Source organism: Pseudomonas sp. H11T01, from assembly GCF_048515765.1.
Lineage (GTDB): Bacteria > Pseudomonadota > Gammaproteobacteria > Pseudomonadales > Pseudomonadaceae > Aquipseudomonas.
In genome coordinates this window covers 167,983-184,763 of the sequence record NZ_JBLYED010000012.1, presented here as the reverse complement: position 1 = coordinate 184,763, position 16,781 = coordinate 167,983, and the positions used below count along the sequence as shown (strand labels likewise).

Here is a 16,781-nt window from a genome sequence, read left to right as displayed (position 1 = left end):
GGAGAAAATATGTTGATTGATCCAGGTACCGGTAAGCCCTACGTTCCAACGCCATCATATTTTTTAGGCTGTTTTGATATATATGATCGCGAAGAAACCTTGGGTGAGGAACTTGAAAAGTATGATCCTGACAAACCAGCTGATAGGGAAATATTGATACTTAAATATTGCTTGAGTAAGCGGTGGAAACTCCCGTATAGACAAAAATTTTTACTTGTTGAATGTCTTAAAGAAGCTCTCTTGGATAAAAGTTATGACTTTCAATCATTGCTGGCGTACGACCCAGAGGAATTTTCTTCACTTCCTCCTGGATGGGACGAGATGGAGAATCCGCGCGTCTTCTTTGAAGATATCTTCAGGTTGGCAAGTGAAGAGTGGAAGGCTGACCTTTATAAGGCAAGTCTCGAAGATCAATCCACTTGGTGAGAGGACTAGGGAGGGGGCTAAACAAGTCTGTCCCCTTCCAGATAATTAATACGGCGGATTTACGATCGCTATGTGCTCGATGAGGATATAGGGAAGGGAGAAGTACGGAATGCGTAGTAGTGATAAGCACGGGCCAGAGGTAGCTGACGCCGCACTAAAGCAGCGTGCAATAGATGGCGCTCTTCCGACAACAGGTAAGAAATGGGCAGTTAACTGCAGTTCTCAGTTTTCAAGTTGGCGGACGCAGCTTCACGCATTGAATGAGGCCGCGACCCGAGAAGCTCGAAATATGCCTCGCTTTACGGGTGAAGATAAAAAAGGAAATTTGGTTGTGCGGATGGAAGTCCCAAGTGCAGGTAGAGGCTATGTGCCGAATAAAGAGGATTTCAAAAATCCATTATTTAATGGTGATATGAAGGGCGTTGAAGTTAAATTTGACTATGAGGCTCTAGTTCCGGTAGCTGCATATCCTATAGGTAAGCCGTGATGCTAAAACATCCGTTTCTGAATGCCCCCTATACGCCAGGTTTGGGCCATTTTTTAGGTGGATTTGATATATATGATCGTGAGGATAGTCTCGGGGAGGAATTGTGTAAATACGATCCGAACTGTCCGGGCGATAGAGCTGTCCTCATATGTCGATATGTGACTTATCGGTATAGAAATTTAAGCTATCGGCACAAATTTGTCCTGTTGAGTGTGTTGGTTAATGCTCTTGAGGATGAAGATTATGATTTTTCAGATGTGTTGGCGCATGACCCTGAGTCGCATTCATCTCTTCCACCAGGCTGGGATGAGATGAAAAATCCTAGGGCGTTTTTTGAAGATATATGCATATTGGCGACTGAGGATTGGGTTGAAGAGCTTTACAAGGCGAGTCAAGAAGACCCTTCTACTTGGTAGCGACTTGGTCCGTTTTCAGAGCGTTTGCATGACAGTCGTTGCAAATTGAGTCAGGCAGAAAGGGGTAGCACATTTACGAGCGCTACGCGCTCGATCGCGGGCAAGCCTCGCTCCTACATTAGATTGCGTTCCCTTGTGGGAGCCGGGCTTGCCCGCGAAGGCGGTCTGTCAGGCGACGATATTTCTGGGCGAACTCGTCGGAGATTTCCCGCAGGTTGTGGCGGTTTGTGTGAACTGGCGGGGGATTGGCTTCATCGATAGTCTTTTGGGTGTCACTGCACATTCAGTGACGGGGTGTAGGAACCCTTCAAAACTATCGGAGACGCTTAGCGTCGACACTTGATTGCGGCAATTAACATGCGTCCGTAAGATCAGTTTCGGCGGCTGTGCGCGGGCACGTTTCGGCGTGGTCGAGTTTCTCTGGTACTCGGTATTCCTACCCCGCGTATAGCTGCCACCCAAGCCTGTAGGAAGGCTGTTGGCAGCTCCCATGCATAACCGGAGCTTTAAAAATGAAAACACTTACCCCCGATCCACGCTTTTCCACCGATACCACCCAGCCCACCAGTCGCTACATGGCCCTCACCAGCAACGATTGCGATATCCCGACTCTGTTCATCGACACTCAAGCCCCTCTCGATGTGCTGCAAGATGCTGCCGGTTACCGCATTCGGGCGGTCACTCAGGTGATGGAGAATCTGGCGATGCGTGAGGAGATTCATACCGATGCGGTGATCCTGCATGACTTTGCGCGGCTGTGTGCCATTCCGTTGCGCGATGGGTGTGATTTGCTGGATGTGATTGGGCGGCGGTTGCAGGCACAGGTTTCGAAATAACCCTGATGATCGTTCCCACGCTCCCGCGTGGGAATGCCTCACCGGACGCTCTGCGTCCGCTCTTGTGACGCGGAGCGTCACGGGCTGCATTCCCACGCAGCGCGTGGGAACGATCAATGCGGTGTGTCTGGAAGAGTCGGGTTATAGGTTTTGGGGCCGCTTCGCAGCCCAGCGGGGGCAGCCCCCTCGCCACAGGTTTTGCGGCATCTGTCCGCTTGGCTGTGAACCCCTGACGTTCTGCGCCGTACAAGGTAAACTTCGCCTCCTGCGCAGGAGCAACCATGAACTATCGCCACGCCTTCCACGCCGGCAACCACGCCGACGTCTTCAAACACCTGACTTTGACCCGCCTCATCGCTTTGATGTCGCGCAAGGAACAGCCGTTTGCCTATCTCGATACTCACGCCGGGATTGGTCTGTATGACCTCAAGGGTGACGAGGCCAGTCGTACCGGCGAGTATCTGGAAGGTATCGCCCGGTTGTGGGGCGAGCCGGATCTGCCGCTGTTGACGGCTGATTACATGCAGGTGCTGCATGAGATGAACCCGGATGGCGAGTTGCGCTATTACCCGGGTTCGCCGGAGCTGGCGCGGCGTTTGACTCGCTCCCAGGATCGGGTGTTGCTCAACGAGAAGCACCCGGAAGACGGGCGTTTGCTCAAGGACAACATGAAAGGTGATCGTCGCGTTGCGGTGCACCTGGGCGAAGGCTGGCATGTGCCGCGGGCGTTGCTGCCGGTGGCGGAGAAGCGCGCGTTGATGTTGATCGATCCGCCATTCGAGCAGCTCGATGAGATGCAGCGCTGTGCGGCGTCGTTGAAAGAGGCGATTGGCCGGATGCGTCAGACGGTGGCGGCGATCTGGTACCCGGTGAAGGATCAGCGGATGTTGCGTCGGTTCTATCAGGACCTGGCCGGCACCGGTGCGCCGAAGTTGTTGCGGGTGGAGTTGTTGGTGCATCCGCTGGATACGCCCAATAGTCTGAACGGTTCGGGGCTGGCGATTGCTAATCCGCCGTGGGGGCTGGAGGAGGAGTTGCGTGAGTTGCTGCCATGGCTGTCGAAGAAGTTGGGGCAGACTCAGGGTGGCTGGCAGATGGATTGGTTGATCGCGGAGTGATCTGTCTGGTCTGAGCCTTGTGTTGGCTGAGCGGGCCTCATCGCGGGCAAGCCCGGCTCCCACATTTGATTGCATTCCAATGTGGGGCCGGGGGTTTCACATCAAATCGGGCACGTCACGCCTGTGCCGCCGATCCCGCAGTAACCCTCAGGGTTCTTTGCCAGATATTGCTGGTGATAAGCCTCGGCGAAGAAGAATGTCGGCGCTTCTTCGATTTCGGTGGTGATGGTGCCTTTGCCAGCCTTGGTCAGTTCGGCCTGGAAGACTTGCTCGCTGTGCTTGGCGGCGGCCAACTGAGTCGGGTTGGTGGCGTAGATCACCGAGCGGTACTGGGTACCGATGTCGTTGCCCTGGCGCATGCCCTGGGTCGGGTTGTGCAGTTCCCAGAACATCTTCAGCAGCTCTTCGTAGCTGACTTTTGCCGGCTCGTAGACCACCAGTACCACTTCGCTGTGGCCGGTCAGGCCGGAGCAGACTTCTTCATACGTCGGGTTCGGCGTAAAACCGCCGGCGTAACCCACCGCCGTACTGACCACGCCTTCGCGCTGCCAGAACTTGCGCTCAGCGCCCCAGAAGCAGCCCAGGCCGAAGATCGCGAAGTCCACGTCGGTGACGAACGGCCCCAGCAACGGGGCGTCGTGGACGAAGTGTTTTTCCGGCACGGTCATTGGGGTTTCGCGGCCAGGCAGAGCTTGTTCTTTGGTAGGAAGCACGTTTTTGTTCACCAGAATTTCCGAGCGCAAGACCATGATCAGTCCTCTCAGTCAGATTGAGTTAACAGTAAAGAGTCAGACTGACAGTTTGCCCGAGTGTTACAGCGCTGTCAGGCGATTGGGCCACGCGGGTAGCGTTTGAGCTTTTCGATCAGATCGCTGCCCGGGATTGGCCGGTCGAACAGGTAGCCCTGGCCGACGTCGCAGCGGTGGCGACGCAGGAACGCCAGCTGATCAGCGGTCTCGATACCCTCGGCGACTACTTTGAGTTTCAGGTTGTGGGCCATGGCGATCACCGCGGAGGTAATCTCCATGTCGTCCTGGTTGTCCGGGATCTCATGAATGAAGCTGCGATCGATCTTGATGATGTCGATCGGGAATTTCTTCAGGTAACTCAGGGACGAGTAACCGGTGCCGAAGTCGTCCATGGCCAGGGTCAGGCCCAGGCGTTTCAGCTGATCGAGCTGCAAGTGAGTGTCTTCGGTGGCTTCCAGCAGCAGGCCTTCGGTCAGCTCCAGCTCCAGTAAGGAGGAGGGCAGCTGTTCTTCCTTGAGGATGCTGGCGATGGACGCCACCAGGTCCGGGTCGGAAAACTGCTTGGGCGACAGGTTGATCGCCACTTGCAGATTGCCCAGGCCGGCAGCGGTCAGTTGCTTGCTCATGCGGCAGGCCTCGCGGGCGACCCATTTTCCGATGGGAATGATCAGTCCGGTTTCTTCGGCGACGCTGATGAACTGGTCCGGTCGGATCATGCCTTTTTCCGGATGATTCCAGCGCAGCAAGGCTTCCATCCCCAGCAGGCGACCGCTGCGCAGGCAAAGCTTGGGCTGATAGAACACGTCCAGCTCGTTCTGGGTCAGGGCGCGACGCAGGTTGTTTTCGACGAACAGCTTATAGCTGGCCTCGGCGTTCAGCGCTTCGGTAAACACCTGAACCTGATGCTTGCCGTTGGCTTTGGCCTTGTGCAGAGCGAGCCCGGCGTTGCGCATCAGGGTTTGCGGGTCGCGGCCGTGCAGTGGTGCGCAGGCCAGGCCCACGGAGCCGGTGACGCTGATCAACTGGTTGTCGACGAACATCGGTTTATCCAGCGTCATCAACAATTGGCTGGCGACCTGCTGGCCAGCCTCAAGGTCGGTGTTGTCGAGCAACACCGCGAATTCGTTACTGGCGAAACGCGCCAGGCTGCCGCTCGGGCTCAGGCTGTTACGAAGGCGTCGGGCCAGGCTGATCAGCAGTTTGTCGCCGGTCTGGTGGCCGAGGCTGTCGTTGATCCGCTTGAAATTGTCGATGTCCACCAACAGCAGGCTGATCGGTGTGTCGCTGTCGCGGGCGAAACGTTCGTCGAGGTTGCGGATGAACGCCGGACGGTTGCCCAGATTCGTCAGGTTGTCGGTGTAGGCCAGACGCTCGATGCGTTGCTGGGCGAGCTTGGTCTGGGTGATGTCTTCGTAGATGCCGATGTAGTGGGTCAGCTCTCGATTGTCACCGTAGACCTTGGAGATCGACAGCTGGCCCCAGTAGGGTTCGAGGTTTTTACGCCGGCTCTTGAACTCGCCCTGCCAGCTATTGCTCTTGGCCAGGCTCGACGGCGCGTCGAACAGCAATTCGCTGAGGTTCTCCAGCGCCGGCAGTTCCGACAGTTTGTGACCGTGGACTTCTTCGGTGCTGTATTGGGTGATTGCGGTAAAGCTTGGGTTGACGTACTCCACCACACCGTCGCAATTGACCAGCAGAAAGGCGTTGGCGCTTTGCTCGACCGCGCGCTGGAACAGGTGCAGAGCGCTGGTAGCGGTGCGTCGATTGTGGTTGTTGATGACCTGAGCGAACTGATCGGCCAGCTCGCCGGCGAAAGCGATCTCGTCTGACTGCCAGGCGCGGGTTGCACCGAGCTGCTCCAGACACAGCACGCCGACCAATTGGCCGTCGACGCGGATACTGGCATCGAGCATGGCGTTGACGTTGCGTAATCTCAGGCTCTCGGCCATTTCCCGGGTGCGTGGATCGTGCATGACGTTGTGAGCATCGATCGCCCGACTGGTGTGCAGCGCTTCCAGATAGTCGGGGAAAACGCTCGCGTCGATGACGCCTGGCATCCGGTATTCCCGGGAGGCTCGGTTGTACGCAGAAATCGGCACTAGTTGTTGATCTACGAGATTCCAGATGCTTGCGCAATCGACCTCATAGATGTCGCAAGCGCTGCGGGTGATCAGTTCGGCGGCTTCTTGCAAGGAGTTACTGTTGCTGTAGCGCTGACGGGCCAGGAGCAGAATCAGGTCCTGCTGGGCGCGAACCCGTTCAAGGTGTTGAAGTTGTTCCTGCTGCGTTCGTTGGTTGAGTTCCAAGGCGATTTGCAGTCGGCTGTTCTGGGTCTCCAGATCAAGCGTTGGCTGTTGCGGGGCGTCGTTGAACAGGCCGTCGACCACCAGCAAATAACCGCGTAGCAGATGTCGATTGTGTTGTTTGTAGGCTTCGCCCAGTTCGAGCAGGCTCAAGGATCCGTGGGCGGTGTGCAGCGTGTAGCGGATCAGGTAATAGGGGCTTGCGGTCAACTGCTGCTGGATCGCGTCATGCAGTTGATAGCGCGCTTCAGGCTCCATGAGGCTGGCATAGGGTGAATCCACCAATGCGCAGAGCTCGATGGCGGCCAGACCGAACTGACGTTCACAGTTGGGATCAAGGAACAGCAGCGCCCAGCTAGCCTCATTCAGCCGCTCGAAACGCAGCATGCCGAGCCGCGAGGGCACAGGCAACTGCGTCACTACCTCGGCCGCCATACGGCTGGCGGCATCGGGTTGGCTTTTCATGGAAGAAACTCGCTTCGAAAATGCTGATCGCGCCGGGCTCGCGCCCTCTTTACTGTTGCTTGCGGCAAGGTTGCATCATGCGGCACAGACTGACAAGAGAGGATGAAGGCTAAGTGCTATAAACGTTTATCGGCAGGGCCGGGGATTTCTGCAGGTGACAGGGAAACTGATGTCCCTGCGCACGGGTACCGGGCGCGGGGAATCATTGCAGCACGATATTCACTGATTGCAGGAGGGTGCTGTATTTGTCGTAATAATCGACGCGGATGTGCTCTGTATCGATGGATATACGCGCAAAGTTGTCCTGGCTGATGACGTTGCTGGTGAGTTCCTGGTTGTAGCTGCCGTGGCCAAGGCTGGCGAGCGGCCGGTCCAGGATGAAGCTGTCGGCTTTGGCATAGGGCAGCAGCTTGCTGTTGCACAGCGGTGAGGAAACGATGGTGTGGACCCTGAAGTCCGGGTCGTCACTGTGGGTCAGTTGGCTGGTCATCGAGCCGTGGACATCGCCAGCGATGAAGATCACATTTTTGATCGTGTGACTGCGGATGGTTTCAAGGATCCGCTCACGCTGCGCCGGGAAAGATTTCCAGGCATCACCGCCATCGTTCCGGCGGTCCGGGTAGAACATGACGCTGGTGACCACCAACTTGACCCTCGCGCTGCTGGTGATAAGCCAGTCGAGCAGTGCGTGTTCCTGTTCGCTGTCGAGCATGCGCCGGTCTTCCTTGGAAAGCGTGCGCCGGGTTCGGGTATCCAGCACGAACCATTCAATGTCTCCATGTGCGAACTGATACCAGTAGTGAGGAATGTTGCGGTCCAGTTGCCCTGAAGGCAAAAGCGCATGGGCCGGGCTGTGACTGCATTGGTAAAGCTCATAGGCGCGGATGGCATTGTTGAACAGCGATTGGTCATTGCTGCTGGCCTTGGCCGGCCAGTTATCCTCGATTTCATGGTCATCCAGAATCATGTACGTCGGCACGTGGGCCATCAGCTGGCGGATATGCGGCTGAGAAAACGCGGTCTGATATTTCTGCAGAATGTCTTTGTATTCGCGGTCTGGCGCGACAATGTTCAGATCATCGACGTACACCTGATCCCCGACCATCAACATCCCGTCAACCGGTGTCTCGGGATTTCGTACCAAGGCGTTGATCGCGGCAAATATACCGTCACCCCGTTCGGGAGCGGAGGGTATGCCTAAGGTCATGCGCAAGTAACGACAGGAACCAATGATGTAAGCGCGTGGCCGGGTCTTATTGTTAGAACAGGTTTTGAAGGTATAAACAGGTTCGGGCCACCGCAGAGGAAGATCGTGGACCGTATCCACCGTTTCGCTCCTGTCAGCCGTGGTGAACCAGCCTGCCTGATACTCATATCGGGTAGCCGCTTCCAGCCCCTTCAGTACAACGATGCCGGACATATCGTGCTGCTTGTCCAGCAAAACGAAAGCGCCTTGCGACCATGTCTGCTCTCCCGCCCGGCGATGGCGAATACCGCCGAAGGTCAAAGGGGCTCCGCTATAAATAGCGCGCAGAAATAGGCGCGAATGATGGGCGGTGGTATGGCCGATGATCGGGCCAACGCTGGGTTTGATCATTTCCGAGTCCTTTCGAAAAAAGTCTTGAGTCAATAGTTATTGCCAACGAAGCCAGTGGTTCTGCTTTGTTTAGGTAAGGTTAACTGCCGAGGCGGGATAAGCTGTTCATGCAATGAGTTCTAGTGTGTGGCGCTTGTGGACGGAGGCAGTACGTCGTTCGGTAAAAAGCAGTGGGCGAGAAGTTGTCAGGCTCGTCAGAGCTTTCGACTTTGAACGGGGAGGCGCTGGAAATTCAGGCAAAAAAAGCCCCGCCAAATTGGCGGGGTTGAGGTACGAGCGTGGCGCTCGGAAAACGTGGAACGCGGTCGGCCCTCCCGCAAAGGAGGGCCGGCCGGTCTTACAGCAGGATAGTGCGGATGTCCGCCAGCAGATCGCTCAGACGCTTGGTGAAGCGTGCAGCAGCGGCGCCGTTGATCACACGGTGATCGTAGGACAGCGACAGTGGCAGCATCAGTTTCGGCTGGAAGGCTTTACCGTCCCAGACTGGCTGGATGGTTGCCTTGGAAACACCGAGGATCGCCACTTCCGGCGCGTTGACGATCGGCGTGAAGCCGGTGCCGCCAATGTGGCCGAGGCTGGAAATGGTGAAGCAAGCGCCCTGCATGTCATCAGCCGTGAGCTTCTTGGTCCGGGCTTTTTCCGCCAGTACGGCGGCTTCGGCAGCCAGTTGCAGCAAGCTCTTCTTGTCGACGTCCTTGATGACCGGTACCAGCAGGCCATCTGGAGTGTCGACGGCGAAGCCGATGTTGACGTATTTCTTGCGGATGATCGCTTTGCCGCTTGGCGCCAGCGAACTGTTGAAGTCCGGCAGTTCCTTGAGCAAATGCGCGCAGGACTTGAGCAGCAGCGGCAGTACGGTCAGCTTGACGCCGGCCTTTTCTGCGACGGCTTTCTGAGCGACACGGAACGCTTCCAGCTCGGTGATATCTGCCTGGTCGAACTGGGTCACGTGCGGAATGTTCAGCCAGCTGCGATGCAGGCTCGACGCGCCGATTTGCATCAGGCGAGTCATCGGCACTTCTTCGATTTCGCCGAAACGGCTGAAGTCCACGACCGGAATCGGCGGGATGCCCGCGCCGCCAGTTACGCCGGCAGCAGCGGCCGGTGCTTCCTTGGCCTTCTGCATCATGGCTTTGACGTAAACCTGCACGTCTTCTTTCAGCACACGGCCGTGTGGGCCACTTGGGCTCACCGCGTTCAGCTCGACGCCGAACTCACGGGCCAGTTGGCGCACCGCAGGACCTGCGTGAACCTTGGCGCCTGGCTTGGCCGGTGCAGCAGCAGGAGCGGCAGGTGCCGGAGCTGCGGCCACAGGGGCGGCTTCAGCCTTGGCAGCAGCAGGTGCTGCGGCTGGAGCAGGGGCAGCAACCGCCGCTACGCCTTTGACTTTCAGCTTGAGGATCAGGTCGCCGGTACCGACTTCGTCGTCCAGCTTGATGGAAATGCTTTCCACCACGCCAGCGGCTGGCGATGGAATTTCCATGCTGGCCTTGTCGGATTCCAGGGTGATCAACGACTGATCGGCTTCAACGGTGTCGCCGGCCTTGACCAGAACTTCGATGATCTTGGCCTTGCCCGACGAGCCGATGTCCGGGACGTGAATGTCCTGGACGCTGTCAGCGACCGGTGCAGCCGGGGCCGCAGCGGCTGGCGCTGGAGCAGCGGCGGACGGCGCAGCAGCCTGGGCTGGCGCGGCAGCAGCCGGTGCCGCAGCACCCGCCACTTTCAGGGCCAGAATCAGGTCGCCAGTGCCGACTTCGTCGTTGAGCTTGACGCTGATGCTTTCGACCACGCCAGCGGCGGGCGAAGGGATTTCCATGCTGGCCTTGTCGGATTCCAGGGTGATCAGTGATTGATCAGCCTCGACGGTGTCGCCGACCTTGACCTGGATCTCGATGATCTGGGCCTTGCCCGACGAACCGATGTCCGGCACGTGCACTTGCTGAGTGGTTGCAGCCGCTGGAGCAGCAGCCGGTGCAGCCGCTGCAGGAGCAGGGGCGGCAGCCGGTTTTGCTTCGGCCTTGGCAGCAGGCGCAGCCGCCGCTGGCGCCGCAGCAGCGGCACCCTCGACTTCCAGTTCCAGCAGCTCGTCGCCTTCTTTCAGACGATCGCCGAGCTTCACTTTCAGGCTTTTGACGATCCCGGCCTTTGGTGCAGGGATCTCCATGCTTGCCTTGTCCGACTCAAGCGTCAGGATGCTCTGGTCGGCTTCGATGCGATCGCCGACCTTGACCATCAGTTCAATTACTTCACCTTCACCGCTGCCGATGTCAGGTACGCGAATGAGTTCGCTCACAGAAAATCTCCTCAGCAGTCCAGTGGGTTGCGTTTTTCCGGGTTGATACCGAACTTGGCGATGGCTTCGGCCACAACCTTAGGTTCGATGTCACCACGGTCAGCCAAGGCTTCCAGGGCTGCCAACACCACGAAATGACGGTCGACTTCGAAGAAGTGACGCAGCTTCTTGCGGCTGTCACTGCGACCGAAACCGTCGGTGCCCAGGACTTTGAATTCCTTGGACGGGACCCACTGACGAATTTGTTCAGCGAACAGTTTCATGTAGTCGGTAGAGGCGATGACCGGACCTTGACGGCCGTTCAGGCACTCTTCGACGTAGCTCAGCTTAGGCTTCTGACCTGGGTGCAGACGGTTGCTGCGCTCCACGGCCAGGCCGTCGCGACGCAGTTCGTTGAAGCTGGTTACGCTCCACACGTCAGCGCCGACGTTGAACTCTTCACGCAGAATCTTCGCCGCTTCACGGACTTCACGCAGGATGGTGCCGGAGCCCATCAGCTGTACGTGGTGCGCCGCTTCGCGGGTGTCTTCCTCGAGCAGGTACATGCCCTTGATGATCCCTTCCTCGACACCGGCCGGCATGGCTGGCTGCTGGTAGGATTCGTTCATCACGGTGATGTAGTAGAAAACGTCCTGTTGCTCTTCGGTCATCTTCTTCATGCCGTCCTGAATGATCACCGCCAGCTCGTAGCCGTAGGTTGGATCAAAGGTGCGGCAGTTCGGGATGGTGGCCGCCAGGATGTGGCTGTGACCGTCTTCGTGTTGCAGGCCTTCGCCGTTCAGCGTGGTCCGGCCGGCGGTGCCGCCGATCAGGAAACCACGGGTGCGGCTGTCACCAGCGGCCCAGGCGAGGTCGCCGATACGCTGGAAGCCGAACATCGAGTAGAAGATGTAGAACGGCAGCATTGGCTGGTTGTGGCTGGAGTACGAAGTACCGGCAGCGATGAAGGAGCTCATGGCGCCTGCTTCGTTGATGCCTTCTTCGAGGATCTGGCCCTTCTTGTCTTCTTTGTAGAACATCACCTGGTCTTTATCGACTGGCTCGTAGAGCTGGCCAACGGACGAGTAGATGCCCAACTGACGGAACATGCCTTCCATACCGAAGGTACGGGCTTCGTCCGGGATGATCGGGACGATGCGCGGACCGATGTCCTTGTCCTTGACCAGCTGCGAAATAATCCGCACGAAGGCCATGGTGGTGGAGATTTCGCGGTCGCCGGAACCGTCCAGGATAGCCTTGAGGGTGTCCAGTGGCGGGGTCGGAAGGCTGAAGCTCTTGGCGCGACGCTGAGGGACGAAGCCGCCCAGTGCGGTGCGACGCTCGCTCAGGTAACGGGCTTCGGCGCTGCCTTCTTCCGGTTTGAAGAACGGCAGGTTTTCCAGCTCGGTGTCTTTGACCGGAATGTCGAAACGATCACGGAACAGCTTCAGGCTTTCAACATCAACCTTCTTGGTGTTGTGCGCGGTGTTCTTCGCTTCGCCGGCACCGGTGCCATAACCTTTGATGGTCTTGGCCAGGATGACGCTCGGTTGTTCTTTGTGGTTGACCGCTTCGTGGTACGCCGCGTAGACCTTGTACGGGTCGTGACCACCACGGTTGAGCTTCCAGATCTCGTCGTCGGACAGATCGGCAACCATCGCCTTGAGTTCTGGCGAGTTGAAGAAGTGCTCACGCACGAACGCGCCGTCTTTGGCTTTGTAGTTCTGGTACTCGCCGTCGATGACTTCGTCCATGCGACGTTGCAGGATACCGTCGACGTCTTTGGCCAGCAGTGGGTCCCAGAAGCGGCCCCAGATGACTTTGGTCACGTTCCACTGCGCACCGCGGAACACGCCTTCGAGTTCCTGGATGATCTTGCCGTTGCCGCGAACCGGGCCATCGAGGCGCTGCAGGTTGCAGTTGATAACGAAGATCAGGTTGTCCAGCTTTTCGCGGCCAGCCAACGAGATGGCGCCCAAGGATTCCGGCTCGTCACACTCGCCGTCGCCCAGGAAACACCAGACTTTTTGCTTGCCTTCAGGGATGAAGCCACGGGCTTCCAGGTACTTCATGAAGCGCGCCTGGTAGATCGCCTGGATCGGGCCCAGACCCATGGATACGGTCGGGAACTGCCAGAAGTCAGGCATCAGCCAAGGGTGCGGGTAGGACGACAAGCCGTGACCGTCGACTTCCTGACGGAAGTTGTTCATTTGGTCTTCGGTGATGCGGCCTTCCATGAACGCACGAGCGTAAACGCCTGGCGAAGTGTGACCCTGGAAGTAGATCAGGTCGCCGCCGTGTTCGTCGGTCGGGGCCTGGAAGAAATAGTTGAAGCCGATGTCATACAGGGTTGCGCTGGAGGCGAAGCTGGAGATGTGACCGCCCAGGTCAGAATCTTTCAGGTTCGTACGCATCACCATGGCCATCGCGTTCCAGCGTACCAACGAGCGAATGCGGCGTTCCATGAACAGGTCGCCAGGCATGCGTGCTTCGTGGGTAACAGGGATCGTGTTGCGGTACGGCGTGGTGATGGCGTAGGGCAGTTGCGAACCGCTGCGGGTAGCGAGTTCGCCCATACGGGTCATCAGATAGTGAGCACGGTCTTCGCCTTCTTTGTCGAGAACCGATTCCAGGGCGTCCAGCCATTCCTGGGTTTCGACGGGATCGAGGTCTTGCATGGCTTGCTCCAGGGCGGAAAGGCTTCCAGAATCGGTTGCCTGAGTTAGCGACTGGCCTTGTGGGCAGACGATATAAATTCTTGGATTGCCAGAGGTTGTTCCGGCGGCGTGTAGTTTTACTACAAATCATCGGGCATTTCAGCCTTTCGAATGTATATACCAGTAGTAAAACTACAGAATAGCGACCAATACGCTCCTTCTGGTGGGTGAGAATAATCGTTATTGTTGGTCTTTATCGAACAAAAAAAGGTAGGGGTTTGATGTTTACTGCCAAGAAAATTGTTTTTTTAGCTATTTCTAACTTTTGTTCGACAGTCCTTCAGGTAGCGTGTTTCTTACGTTCACTACAGGCCGCCTCCCATACGCCGATCAAGGATAGACCATGAGCCTGCCAACGCTGGCCGAACTGCCGGCCATTCTTCTGCCATTGGTCAATCGCGCCGAGCAGTCGTTACGTACCGCAGTTGCCGCTCTGGATGATGATCATGGTTTGTCCACGTGGTCGCCTGAGCGTTGGGCGGCATTCGCTCGCGTCGTTGCGTCCAGCGACTTCGTCATTGAGCAGAGCGTGCGTGACCCTTTGATGTTGCTCGAGCTGGTGCAGTCCGGCGAGCTGGACCGCAACTTTGCCCCTGGCGAGTTGTGCGGCCAGATCGCTGCGGCCGTGCAACTGGCGCAGAGTGAGGATGAGCTGGGGCGTGCCCTGCGTCGTCAGCGCGCCCGGCATCAGGTTCGGATCATCTGGCGCGACCTGAACCGCCAGGCGGATCTGGTGCAAACCTGCCGCGATCTGTCGGACATGGCTGACGCCAGCATCGACCAGGCCTATCAGTGGCTGTATCTGCGCCATTGCCAGCAGTTCGGCACGCCGACCGGTCGGCGCAGTGGCGAGCCGCAGCAGATGGTCATCCTCGGCATGGGCAAGCTCGGTGCCGTGGAGCTCAACCTGTCTTCTGACATCGATTTGATCTTTGCCTACCCCGAAGGTGGCGAGACCGTTGGGGTGAAGCGTGCGCTGGATAATCAGGAGTTTTTCATTCGTCTGGGTCAGCGGCTGATCAAGGCGCTGGACCCAATGACCGTCGATGGCTTCGTGTTCCGTGTCGACATGCGCCTGCGTCCGTATGGTTCGTCTGGCGCTCTGGTGCTGAGCTTCAACGCGCTGGAACAGTATTACCAGGACCAGGGCCGCGACTGGGAACGCTACGCGATGATCAAGTCGCGGGTGGTGGCTGGGGATCAGGTCGCTGGCGCGCAATTGCTCGATATGCTGCGGCCATTCGTTTATCGGCGTTACCTGGATTTTTCCGCGATCGAAGCGCTGCGCACCATGAAGCAGCTGATCCAGCAGGAAGTCCGGCGCAAAGGCATGGCCGAGAACATCAAGCTCGGTTCCGGCGGGATCCGCGAAGTCGAATTTATTGCCCAGGCATTCCAGCTGATTCACGGTGGCCGCGACCTGAGCCTGCAGCAGCGCCCGCTATTAAAAGTACTGAGCACTCTGGAAGGGCAGGGTTATCTGCCGCCCGCGGTCATCAGCGAGTTACGCGAAGGTTATGAGTTCCTGCGTTACACCGAGCATGCGATCCAGGCGATTGCTGACCGGCAGACGCAAATGCTCCCGGACGGTGAGCGGGATCAGGCGCGAATCGCCTTCATGCTCGGCTTTGCCAACTGGACGGCGTTCCATGAACAACTTATGTATTGGCGTGGACGGGTGGATTGGCACTTCCGTCAGGTGATTGCTGACCCTGATGAAGAAGAGGGCGACGAAAGCGAAGTGGTGGTTGGCGGTGAATGGCTACCGTTGTGGGAAGAGTCCCAGGACGAAGAGGCCGCTTGCCGACAATTAGAGGAAGGCGGTTTCGTCGATGCACCGAAAGCCTTGAAAACTTTGGCCGGCCTGCGTGGTAGCCCGCAATTGCGCGCTATGCAGCGCCTCGGTCGTGAGCGGCTCGATGCGTTTATTCCGCGCTTGCTGGCCCAGTCCGTTGAGCATGCCAATCCAGATCTGGTGCTGGAGCGGGTATTGCCGCTGGTTGAGGCGGTAGCGCGACGTTCCGCTTATCTGGTGCTGCTCACGGAAAACCCGGGAGCCCTGCGCCGACTGCTGACCTTGTGCGCGGCAAGCCCCTGGATCGCTGAACAAATCACCCGCTTCCCGCTGTTGCTCGACGAATTGCTCAATGAAGGTCGTTTGTTCAAACCGCCGCTGGCGCCGGAACTGGCCGCCGAACTGCGCGAGCGGCTGACGCGAATCCCTGAGGATGACCTCGAACAACAGATGGAAGCCTTGCGTCACTTCAAACTGGCCCACCGCCTGCGGGTAGCTGCGTCGGAAATCTCCGGCAGCTTGCCGCTGATGAAAGTCAGCGATTACCTGACCTGGCTGGCCGAAGCGATTCTGGAGCAAGTACTGGCGCTGGCCTGGCGTCAGACGGTGAGTAAATACGGTTCGCCGCAGCGCGCGGATGGCACCTTGTGCGATCCGGGCTTCATCATTGTCGGTTATGGGAAAGTCGGTGGCCTGGAGCTCGGGCATGGTTCCGACCTGGACCTGGTATTTATCCACGATGGCGATCCACAGGCGGAAACCGATGGCGCCAAACCCATCGATGGCGCGCAGTTTTTCACCCGACTGGGCCAGCGAATCATCCATTTGCTGACCACTCAGACCAACTCGGGTCAGTTATATGAGGTGGATATGCGCCTGCGACCGTCCGGAGCATCGGGGTTGTTGGTCAGTTCGCTCGGCGCTTTCGAGCGTTATCAGCAGAATGAAGCCTGGACCTGGGAGCATCAGGCGCTGGTGCGGGCGCGGGTATTGGTCGGTTGTAAGCATGTCGGGGCGGCGTTCGAGAACGTCCGGGCGCAGGTGCTGGGGCGTGAGCGGGATCTGCCCACGTTGCGTCTGGAAGTCAGCGAGATGCGCGCCAAGATGCGCGACAACCTTGGGAGTAAAGCGACGGCTGCCGGAACCGCGGCAAATGCCTTCGAAGCCACGGCGCCGTTCGATCTCAAGCAGGACGCCGGAGGTATCGTCGATATTGAATTTATGGTGCAATACGCGGCCCTGGCGTGGTCCGAAGAGCACCCGTCGTTGCTGCGCTATACCGACAATATCCGCATTCTCGAAGGGTTGGAGGAGGTCGGGCTGATGCCCGCTACCGATGCCAGTCTGTTACGCGAAGCCTATAAGGCCTACCGGGCGGCCGCTCACCGTCAAGCCTTGCAGAATGAGGCCGGGATAATCGGCGGTGATCAGTTCGAGGCCGAACGGCGGGAAGTGTTGCGGATTTGGGCCGAGCTGGGGTTGAGCTAGAACCGGTCTGTCCGCCCATGCCGAGTGGCGTACACTGGTCACATATAGCCTGGATAAATAAGACGGGGAGGCAACCAGGTCGACTGGTCATGCCTCCCCGCTCGTTTGT

The 16,781-nt window shown here is 58.0% G+C and carries 11 protein-coding genes; 6 read left to right on the top strand and 5 right to left on the bottom strand.

The features are described 5' to 3' along the window. Nucleotides 1-9: 9 nt before the first annotated feature. The 5 genes from ACN1C3_RS17920 (at nucleotide 10) to ACN1C3_RS17900 (ending at nucleotide 3,283) form a co-directional block, all read left to right on the top strand. Nucleotides 10-426 carry a hypothetical protein gene (locus ACN1C3_RS17920; protein WP_419117110.1) on the top strand — a complete coding sequence of 139 codons (417 nt, stop codon included), beginning with the start codon at nucleotides 10-12 and terminating at the stop codon, nucleotides 424-426. Between the two features lie 109 nt (nucleotides 427-535). After that, on the top strand, nucleotides 536-913 hold the full coding sequence (locus tag ACN1C3_RS17915) for a hypothetical protein (protein WP_419117108.1): 378 nt from the start codon (nucleotides 536-538) through the stop codon (nucleotides 911-913). Continuing rightward, on the top strand, nucleotides 913-1,329 hold the full coding sequence (locus ACN1C3_RS17910) for a hypothetical protein (protein ID WP_419117106.1): 417 nt from the start codon (nucleotides 913-915) through the stop codon (nucleotides 1,327-1,329). The genes ACN1C3_RS17915 and ACN1C3_RS17910 overlap by 1 nt, the downstream gene beginning before the upstream one ends. A 512-nt stretch (nucleotides 1,330-1,841) precedes the next feature. Then, the gene (locus ACN1C3_RS17905) at nucleotides 1,842-2,165 is read left to right on the top strand and encodes a hypothetical protein (RefSeq protein WP_419117105.1); all 324 of its coding nucleotides are present in this window, start codon (nucleotides 1,842-1,844) and stop codon (nucleotides 2,163-2,165) included. A 281-nt stretch (nucleotides 2,166-2,446) separates the two neighbouring features. Next, a complete protein-coding gene (locus tag ACN1C3_RS17900) occupies nucleotides 2,447-3,283 on the top strand; it encodes a 23S rRNA (adenine(2030)-N(6))-methyltransferase RlmJ (RefSeq protein WP_419117104.1) in 837 nt (278 codons plus the stop codon). A gap of 101 nt (nucleotides 3,284-3,384) precedes the next feature. Here the strand turns inward: ACN1C3_RS17900 and msrA are convergent, their stop codons facing one another. The 5 genes from msrA to aceE form a co-directional block, all read right to left on the bottom strand. Next, nucleotides 3,385-4,032, bottom strand: a complete 648-nt coding sequence (msrA, locus tag ACN1C3_RS17895; protein WP_419117103.1) for a peptide-methionine (S)-S-oxide reductase MsrA — start codon at nucleotides 4,030-4,032, stop codon at nucleotides 3,385-3,387. Between the two features lie 74 nt (nucleotides 4,033-4,106). Further along, nucleotides 4,107-6,800 (bottom strand): EAL domain-containing protein, encoded by a 2,694-nt coding sequence (locus ACN1C3_RS17890; protein ID WP_419117101.1) that lies wholly within the window; start codon nucleotides 6,798-6,800, stop codon nucleotides 4,107-4,109. Between the two features lie 202 nt (nucleotides 6,801-7,002). Then, a complete protein-coding gene (locus ACN1C3_RS17885; protein WP_419117100.1) occupies nucleotides 7,003-8,397 on the bottom strand; it encodes an alkaline phosphatase D family protein in 1,395 nt (464 codons plus the stop codon). Nucleotides 8,398-8,734: 337 nt separating this feature from the next. Further along, nucleotides 8,735-10,693 (bottom strand): dihydrolipoyllysine-residue acetyltransferase, encoded by a 1,959-nt coding sequence (gene aceF, locus ACN1C3_RS17880; protein ID WP_419117099.1) that lies wholly within the window; start codon nucleotides 10,691-10,693, stop codon nucleotides 8,735-8,737. Between the two features lie 11 nt (nucleotides 10,694-10,704). Continuing rightward, nucleotides 10,705-13,350 carry a pyruvate dehydrogenase (acetyl-transferring), homodimeric type gene (aceE, locus tag ACN1C3_RS17875; protein ID WP_419117098.1) on the bottom strand — a complete coding sequence of 882 codons (2,646 nt, stop codon included), beginning with the start codon at nucleotides 13,348-13,350 and terminating at the stop codon, nucleotides 10,705-10,707. A 382-nt stretch (nucleotides 13,351-13,732) separates the two neighbouring features. Between aceE and glnE the strand changes: the two genes are divergently transcribed. Continuing rightward, on the top strand, nucleotides 13,733-16,672 hold the full coding sequence (gene glnE, locus ACN1C3_RS17870; protein ID WP_419117097.1) for a bifunctional [glutamate--ammonia ligase]-adenylyl-L-tyrosine phosphorylase/[glutamate--ammonia-ligase] adenylyltransferase: 2,940 nt from the start codon (nucleotides 13,733-13,735) through the stop codon (nucleotides 16,670-16,672). Nucleotides 16,673-16,781 lie beyond the last annotated feature (109 nt).